Consider the following 8,248-nt stretch of genomic DNA (forward strand, 5'->3'; position numbering starts at 1 on the left):
GTAACGGAGTACATATGTCACCAAACAGCGATTCCATCCTTTCCCAGGAGCTCTCGCGCCGCACTGCCCTTAAGGCCCTGTTCGGCGCCGCTTCTGCGGCAGTTCTTTTTGGCCTGCCCACTCGCGCCCATGCGGCGGAGGCTTCCAAAGAAACAACCGATAAACTGAATGCCGCCCAGGCCCAGCTCGACGAGGTTCAGGCCCAGCTCGACAGCATCGCAAATGAGTATGCGGCGCTGGCCAACAAGAATGCCCAGACCCTCAACGACATCGAGAATGTCCAGGGCAAGATTGACGGCACGCAGGCCCAGATCGATGAAAAGAAGGCCGAGCTCAAGAAGAAGCGCAACGACCTTTCCGATCGCGTGGCCGCCAGCTACAAGTCCGGCGGCACGAACATCCTGTCGCTGCTGCTGGCCTCTGGCTCGTTTGAGGAACTCGTCGCCAACGCGCATTACGTTGAGAAGATCAACAAGAGCGACCGCGATGCCATCGAGGATATCCAGACGATTCAGGCTGAGCTCGACGCACAGAAGACCGAGCTCGAAGCACAAAAGGCCGACCTGGAAAAACTCAAGGACCAGCAGACGGCTCAGATGCAGGATATGCAGGCCAAGCAGCAAGAAGTCCAGACCGTGCTGAACGGTCTTTCCGACGACGTCAAGGAGCTCATGGCTCAGCGCGATTCCGAGATCCTCGCTGCCGCCCAGGCTGAGGAGGCTGCCAGGAAGGCCGCCGCTGCCGCTGCCGCCGCGAACAAGAACAATTCCTACTCGGGTGGTTCGAGTTCGGGTGGCGGATCGTATGCGCCCGGAACCCCGCAACAGAATGCCGGCTCGGGCAAACAGCAGGCCGTCGTCAACGCGTGCTACTCCACGCCTTCGCCGGGTCAGAACTGGTGCGCGGCGTGGGTTACCAATGTCTTCCGTAACGCCGGCGTTGGCTACTTTGGCGGTAACGCATGCGATATGTTTAACGCATGGTGCTATAGCTCCGACCGCTCGGCGCTGCAGGTGGGCATGATCGTGGCCGATTCCTCGCACAGCGGCACGGGTGCTCCGGGCCTCATCTACGGTCATGTGGGTATCTACGTTGGCGGCGGCATCGTTATGAGCAACGAGGGTGCCATTACGTCTAAGTCGCTCGATTCGTTTATTAGCTTCTATGGCACTGGCTCTGGCGTGCGTTGGGGCTGGCTTGGCGGTATTGCGCTGTCGTAGCTGCGGCTTGGTCCGGGACAGCCCGAGAGGCATAAGGTTGCCTGCTCGGGCAGTCCTGCTCGCACGGAGAGCACATTAAGTGCTCTCCGGCTCGTGCGGAACTCGCGATCAACCTTATGCCTCTCGGACTGTCCCGGCCCTCTCGGGTCCTGAGCGCGACACACCGGACTGGGTTATCTGAATAAATTATGGTGAAGGCCCCTTTCGGGGCCTTCTTTGTTAAAGGAATTCGCCTACTCGGTGGACTTCGGGTTCTAGGTCTACGCCGAATTGGTCTTTGACGGTTGTTTGGATGTAGCGGATGAGTTCGTTGACGTCGGCGGCGGTGGCGTGGTCGGCGTTGACGATGAAGCCGCAGTGCTTTTCGCTTACCTGTGCGCCGCCGACAGCATGGCCGCGCAGGCCGGCATCCATGATGAGCTTGCCGGCAAAGTGGCCCTCGGGGCGCTTGAAGGTGGAGCCGGCACTCGGCATGTCGAGCGGCTGCTTGTCCTCGCGGCGCTGGCGGTAGTCGTCCATGTCGGCCTTGATCATCGCGGCGTTGCCCGGTGCGAGGTTGAAGGTGGCAGAAAGAACGATAAAGCCGTCGTCGGCGATGCGGCTCTTGCGATAGCCCAGGTTGAGTTCGTCGACATCGAACTCGATGATGTTGCCGCTGCCGCGGGTGCAATCGTCGAGCTGGCGAGCGGGTTTGTAGACGCGCACGGACTCCAGCACATCGGCCATGCAGGCACCGTAGGCACCGGCGTTCATGTAGCAGGCGCCGCCGACCGATCCGGGGATGCCCGAGATGGGCTCCATGCCGGTTAGACCGGCCTTGGCTGCCGCAGCGGCGACATCGGAAAGCAAGGCGCCGGCTGCCGCCGTGACGTGCGTGCCGTCGACCGTAATGTCGGAGAGTCCCTCGCCCAGCGCCACGACGACGCCACGGATGCCCTTGTCGCCGACGAGCAGGTCGGAGCCGTTGCCCACGATGGTGAGGGGCAGATCGCAGCGATAGCAGGTATCGAGCGTGGCGACGAGGCCCTGCTCGGTATCGGGCGTGACAAAGACGTCGGCCGGGCCGCCGATCTTAAACGTGGTGTGCTCGCGCATGGGCTCGCTCATCAGCACGTTGTCCTCGCCGGCAACGCCAGCAAGCGCGCACAGCAGGTCCTCGTTAAAAAAGTCGTTCTCGTGCATACGAATATCCGCCTTTTGGTGGTCGTTGTCATCAATCGATTGCAATATACCCCACCCGGACGGATTTGGTGCGCTGGCGGCGATAAAACAGCCGTCTACCGGATTGGTAAAGTGTTTATCACCGAGGTAGATGGGCAGTCGCTATACTTTCAAGAGATTGCGCGTAAACCCGGAAGGAGCGAGATGGCCAACAAGGTAACCCTGAAGCAGATCGCCCAGGAGGTGGGGCTTTCCCCCTCGTCGGTCTCGCTTGTGCTCAACAATCGGCCCTGTCGCATCTCGGAAGAAAACCGCAAGCTCATCAAGGAGGTCGCGGCACGCAACCACTATGTTCCCAACCAGATCGCGCGCAGCCTGGTCATGCGAGAGTCGCGCACGCTGGGCCTTATCGTTCCCAACATCGAGAGCCGATTTTTTGCCTCGCTCGCCGGCAGCCTGGAAAAGCGCTGCCGCGAGGACGGCTACGCGCTCTTTATTACCAGCTCGGGCGGAAGCGCCGAGGACGATCTGGAGCTCCTGCGCCAGCTGGTGACCCGTGGTGTCGATGGCGTCTTCCTAGTGGTGGGCGACGAGTTCTCTGATGACCGCGCTTTGCGCGAGGAAGTGAGTCACCTTCCCATCCCGGCCGTAATGGTCGACCGCGCAATCGAGGGACTCGAGTGCGATAAGGTGATGTTCGACCACGAGATGGGCGGCTACATGGCCACCCGCTATCTAATCGAACAGGGTCACCGTCGTATCGCCTGCCTGGTCAACGCGCGCCGGTCCAACACGGGCCGCAAGCGTCTCGCCGGCTACGAGCGTGCGCTGCGCGAGGTGGGGCTGCCCATCGATGCGCGCTTGGAGTTCGAGAGCGAGTATTACATCCCGAGTGCCTACGAGGCCTCGGAGGCGGTGCTCGCAACCGACGCCACCGCCGTGTTCGCAAGCTCGGACAACATTGCCCTCGGCCTGCTCAAGCGCCTGCACGAGATGGGGAAGAGCATTCCGGGCGATATCTCGGTCGTAAGCTATGACAACTCGGCGGCCGACGTTCTCTTTGAGCCAGCGCTGACGGCGATTGAGCAGGATCCGGGTGTGCTCGCCGAGCATGCTTTTGGCTGCATGTCCAAGCGGCTTGCCGGCAAGGGCGGCAGGCGTGCCGAAGAGGTGGTTTTGGAGCCTGTACTCATCGTAAAGGACAGCGTGCTCGAGCTTACTAAACACAACTAAACACGTTTATCAATTCGTAGAGATCGATTGTGAAGTACCTGTGACAGGCAATGCCGCAGGTGAATGTCTCGTTTTGCCGATTCATAAGGCAAATAAGGATGATAAAACGTTTTTTTCACCTTGATAAAACGTTTTAGCAAATATACTAGTCCCAACGAAAGGTTGCCGTATCGGAGGGTGACCGCGCAGCGAAGGGACATAAACAATGGCTAAAACACTGGGAACGCCGTGGCAAAAACTGGGACATGAGGTTCCGGCTTCCGAGCTCGAGGGTGTCGACCTGTATTGGCGTGCCTCGAACTATCTGTCCGTCGGCCAGATCTACCTTCGCTCCAACCCGCTGATGCGTGCCGATTTTGTCGACGAGAAGACCGGCGAGACGCGTGACTTCGGCCGTCCGGACGTTAAGCACCGCCTGGTCGGTCACTGGGGAACCACGCCCGGCATCAACTTCCTGTTCGGCCACGTCAACCGCCTCATCGCCGACCACAACCAGAACGCCATCTTCCTGATGGGTCCTGGCCACGGCGGTCCCGCCGGTACTGCCCAGTCGCTGCTCGACGGCACCTACCGCGAGATTCGCCCCGACATCACCGATGACGAGGCTGGCCTGCAGAAGTTCTTCCGCCAGTTCTCCTATCCCGGCGGCATTCCGAGCCACTTTGCGCCCGAGACGCCCGGTTCCATCCACGAGGGCGGCGAGCTCGGCTACACGCTCAGCCACGCCTATGGCGCCGTCATGGACAACCCGAGCCTGCTGGCCGTGGCCGTGGTGGGCGACGGCGAGTCCGAGACCGGTCCGCTCGCGACTTCTTGGCAGTCCAACAAGCTCGTGAACCCGGCAACCGACGGTATCGTTTTGCCGATCCTGCATCTCAACGGCTATAAGATCGCCAACCCCACTATCCTTGCCCGCGTGTCCGACGAAGAACTCACCAAGTTTTTTGAGGGCATGGGCTATAATCCGCACTTCTTTGTCGCCGGTTTTGACGACGAGAGCCATGCGAGCATCCACGAGCGCTTCGCCGCCCTGTTTGAAAAGGTCTTTGACGAGATCTGCGACATCAAGGCCACCGCTCAGGCCCAGGCCGCCGCGGGCGAGACCGTGGTCCGTCCGGCCTACCCCATGATCGTGTTCCGCACGCCCAAGGGTTGGACCTGCCCCAAGCAGATCGACGGCAAGAAGACCGAAGACTCCTGGCGCGCGCATCAGGTGCCGCTGGCGAGCGCCAAGGACACCCACGAGCACTTCCGCGTGCTTCGCGAGTGGCTGCGCTCCTACAAGCCCGAGGAGCTCTTTACGCCCGAGGGCCAGGTGCGCCCCGAGGTGACGGCCTTTATGCCGACCGGTGAGCTGCGCATCGGCGCCAACCCCAACGCAAACGGCGGTAAGGTCCGTCGCGAGCTTGAGCTGCCCGATATCCACGCCCACGAGATTCCCGTTGCCGAGAAGGGCCACGGCTGGGGCTCCACCGAGGCCGCCCGCGTCTTTGGTGAGTACACCGCCGATGTCTTGGCTAAGAACATGGACGACTTCCGCATCTTCGGTCCCGACGAGACCGCGTCCAACCGCCTGCAGGCTGCCTACAAGGTGACCAAAAAGCAGTGGGATGCCGGCTTCTACGAGGATGAGGCCAACGACGAGCTGCTGGCCGGCTCCGGCAAGGTCGTTGAGCAGCTGTCCGAGCACCAGTGCGAGGGCTTCCTCGAGGCTTACGTGCTCACCGGCCGCTCCGGTGTGTGGAGCTCCTACGAGAGCTTTGTTCACGTGGTCGACTCCATGGTCAACCAGCACTGCAAGTGGCTCGAGGCCACCAAGCGCGAGATTCCGTGGCGTGCCCCCATCAGCGGCCTCAACATTTTGCTGTCGAGCCACGTCTGGCGTCAGGACCACAACGGCTTCTCGCATCAGGACCCTGGCTTTATCGACCTGCTGCTCAACAAGGCCAACGATACGCATATCGTGAATGCCTACTATCCGGCCGACGCCAACATGGCCCTTGCCGTTGCCGAGCGCGTTTACCAGTCCACCGACTGCGTCAACGCCATCTTCTGCGGCAAGCAGCCCGCCCCGACTTTCCAGACGGTCGATGAGGCCAAGGCGGAGCTCGCCGAGGGCGTCGCGACCTGGGAGTGGGCATCGACCGCCGACTCGCTCGCCGAGGCCGATGTCGTGGTCGCCACCTGCGGCGACGTGCCGACGCTCGAGGCCTTGGCCGCGACAGACATGCTGCGCGAGCTGGGCATCAAGGTGTGGTTCGTCAACGTGGTCGACCTGCTCAAGATTCAGAACGTCTGCGAGAACGACCAGGCCATCAGCGACGAGCGCTGGGCCGAGCTGTTCGGCTGCGGTGAGAAGCCCGTCCTCTTTGCCTTCCACGCCTATGCCGGCACGATTCGCCGCCTGATCTGGAACCGCCCCGGCCACGACGCCTTCCGCGTCCACGGCTATGAGGAGAAGGGCTCCACGACCACGCCGTTCGACATGCTGCGCCTGAACAACATGGACCGCTGGGCCCTGGCCGCCGACGTGCTGCGCATGGTCGACGCCGACAAGTTTGCCGAGCAAATCAACGAGTGGGAGGCCTTCCGCACCGAGGCCTTCGAGTTCGCCTGCGACGAGGGCTACGATCATCCGACCTTCACCGACTGGGTCTGGCCTGACGCCGCTGCCGCAACCGCAGCCGACGGCGCGCTCTCCGCAACCCAAATGACCGCGGGCGACAACGAGTAAGTAGGCATCCGGAGCAGGCCCTCTCGACCGTTTCGATCTGCGGGGGCTGATATTTTTTAATGTGATGGGGTCGTTGCTGTTACGGCCCTGGAAACTGTGTATCTTACTTTGGTCAGCCAGTGATACATTGTCGGGGCCGGGGCGGGGTGCTTGGTTTTGGAAGTTCGCGAAGCCCACTTCCAAAACCAAGCACCCCGCCCCGGCCCTCGTGGAATAGCTAAGAGGGGGAGTAGATGAGCTTTACGAGCGTGGCGTTGCAGATGGTGACGGTTTCTTTGCCAATCCTGTTGGGTTGGTGTATCTCCAAGCTGGGGTTTATGAAGGCAGAGTTTGAGCGCGAGCTTTCGCGTTTGCTGCTGCAGGTGGCGTTGCCGTGCTTGGTGCTTTCGTCGGCGTTGGGTGACGATGTGCAGTTGCCGAGCGTTGCCGATACGTTTTCGCTCATGGGTTTGTCTGTCGTCATGTATGTGGTGGCGATCGTTATTGCGTTCGTTGTCACGGCCGCTCTTCGTGTGCCCAAAGGCACTGAATGTTCGTATCGTTTTGCCGTACTCTTTGGTAATGCCGGCTTTATCGGATTTCCGGTCATTCAGGCGGTGCTTGGCAAACAGGCGCTGCTCTACGCTTCGATTGCGCTCATTCCCCTTAACATATTTATGTTCACCGTCGGCGTCATGCTCTTTAGTGGCGCACAAGGCGGCCTCAAGAAGCAGCTGCGAAATCTTGCCGCTTGTTGCAAAAACCCTGGCCTTATTGCGAGTGTTGTCGTGCTCATTGTCGTTTTGACCGGATGGACCGATTGGGGCGTCGTGGGCGATTCGATTTCCATCGTGGGTACCATGACCACCCCGGCAGCGCTGCTGCTCATGGGTTCGTCCATTGCCAAGTATCGTCCGCTCGACATGCTCACCAACTGGCGTGCCTATGTCGCCGTGGCGTTTCGCCTGGTTATCGTCCCGGTGGCGTGCCTTGCCGTGGCCCGCGTATGGCCGGGCATGACGCCCATGTTCATTACGACACTCGTGCTCGAGATGGCAATGCCGGTAGGCAGCAACGGCACGCTGTACTGTCTTCAATACGGTAAGGACGCACGCCCCATGATGCAATGCACCTTCCTGTCGATCATCTGCTCCATTTTGACGATCCCGCTAGTAACAATGCTGTGTGCGTAGCATCCGGGACGGTCTCGCGCTGGGGCCCTGTCAGGCGGGGTGACTTTGTCCGGGGAAGTGGGCTTCGCGAACTTCCCCGGACAAAGTCACCCCGCCTGACAGGGCCCTCTCGACCGTTTCGATCTGCGGGTCTGATAATTATTTAATGTAATGGGGACTTTGCTGTTGCTGCCTTAGAGACAGCGCATCTACCTTTGGTCAGCCAAGGTTAAATCGCCGGGGCCGGGGTGGTTGGTATAGGTTTTGGAAGTTCGCGGAGCCCACTTCCAAAACCTATACCAACCACCCCGGCCCTCGCCCGTATTACCCCGCTGAGCGAGCCATAGGCACCACGCACCGACGCGCTAAAGCGCCGGCTTGAAATTGGTGCTATATTCGGCTTGAGTTGTTTAATGCTAGTACGGGAGGCTGATATGGGGCTGTTCAAGAAGAAAAACCCGCAGGACGCCTTTGATCCCGATGTGTTTACCATCACGGATACTATTTTGGACCCGCCGCGGTTTACGTTTTTGCCGGCTATCTACCAGGATGCCACGCGCCGCAAGTGGGCCGTGCATCAGCGCGGCGGCGAGCCGAAGATTTTTGACTATGCGGATGTGTTGCAGTGCGAAGTGGCCGAGGCGGGCGATCCGGAGGCCGAGGAAGTGGCCTCAAAACAGGAATTTGCCCAGCGTATCCTGGCAAATCCTGCCAAGGCGGCGAAAATAAACGCTGCCAAGCGTAATATG

General features: G+C 60.5%; 5 protein-coding genes and 1 pseudogene. 5 read left to right on the forward strand and 1 reads right to left on the reverse strand.

Annotation, left to right across the window (positions count from 1 at the left end):
* Positions 1 to 14 precede the first annotated feature (14 nt).
* Positions 15 to 1,220: a coiled-coil domain-containing protein gene (locus ABHR75_RS09395; protein WP_346964183.1), complete on the forward strand. Its 1,206-nt coding sequence runs from the start codon at positions 15 to 17 to the stop codon at positions 1,218 to 1,220.
* 219 nt (positions 1,221 to 1,439) lie between these two features.
* Here the strand turns inward: ABHR75_RS09395 and murB are convergent, their stop codons facing one another.
* Positions 1,440 to 2,402, reverse strand: a complete 963-nt coding sequence (gene murB, locus ABHR75_RS09400; protein WP_346964184.1) for a UDP-N-acetylmuramate dehydrogenase — start codon at positions 2,400 to 2,402, stop codon at positions 1,440 to 1,442.
* Between the two features lie 183 nt (positions 2,403 to 2,585).
* On the opposite strand from murB, the gene ABHR75_RS09405 reads away from it, so the two are divergent.
* The 4 genes and pseudogenes from ABHR75_RS09405 to ABHR75_RS09420 form a co-directional block, all read left to right on the forward strand.
* Positions 2,586 to 3,614 (forward strand): LacI family DNA-binding transcriptional regulator, encoded by a 1,029-nt coding sequence (locus tag ABHR75_RS09405; protein WP_346964185.1) that lies wholly within the window; start codon positions 2,586 to 2,588, stop codon positions 3,612 to 3,614.
* A 205-nt stretch (positions 3,615 to 3,819) separates the two neighbouring features.
* Positions 3,820 to 6,348, forward strand: a complete 2,529-nt coding sequence (locus ABHR75_RS09410; protein WP_346964186.1) for a phosphoketolase family protein — start codon at positions 3,820 to 3,822, stop codon at positions 6,346 to 6,348.
* 233 nt (positions 6,349 to 6,581) lie between these two features.
* A complete protein-coding gene (locus ABHR75_RS09415; RefSeq protein WP_346964187.1) occupies positions 6,582 to 7,520 on the forward strand; it encodes an AEC family transporter in 939 nt (312 codons plus the stop codon).
* A 413-nt stretch (positions 7,521 to 7,933) separates the two neighbouring features.
* Positions 7,934 to 8,248 (forward strand): annotated as a pseudogene (locus ABHR75_RS09420) (hypothetical protein); the annotation flags it as partial.

Source organism: Collinsella aerofaciens, from assembly GCF_039752955.1.
Taxonomy (GTDB): Bacteria; Actinomycetota; Coriobacteriia; order Coriobacteriales; family Coriobacteriaceae; genus Collinsella; species Collinsella aerofaciens_BI.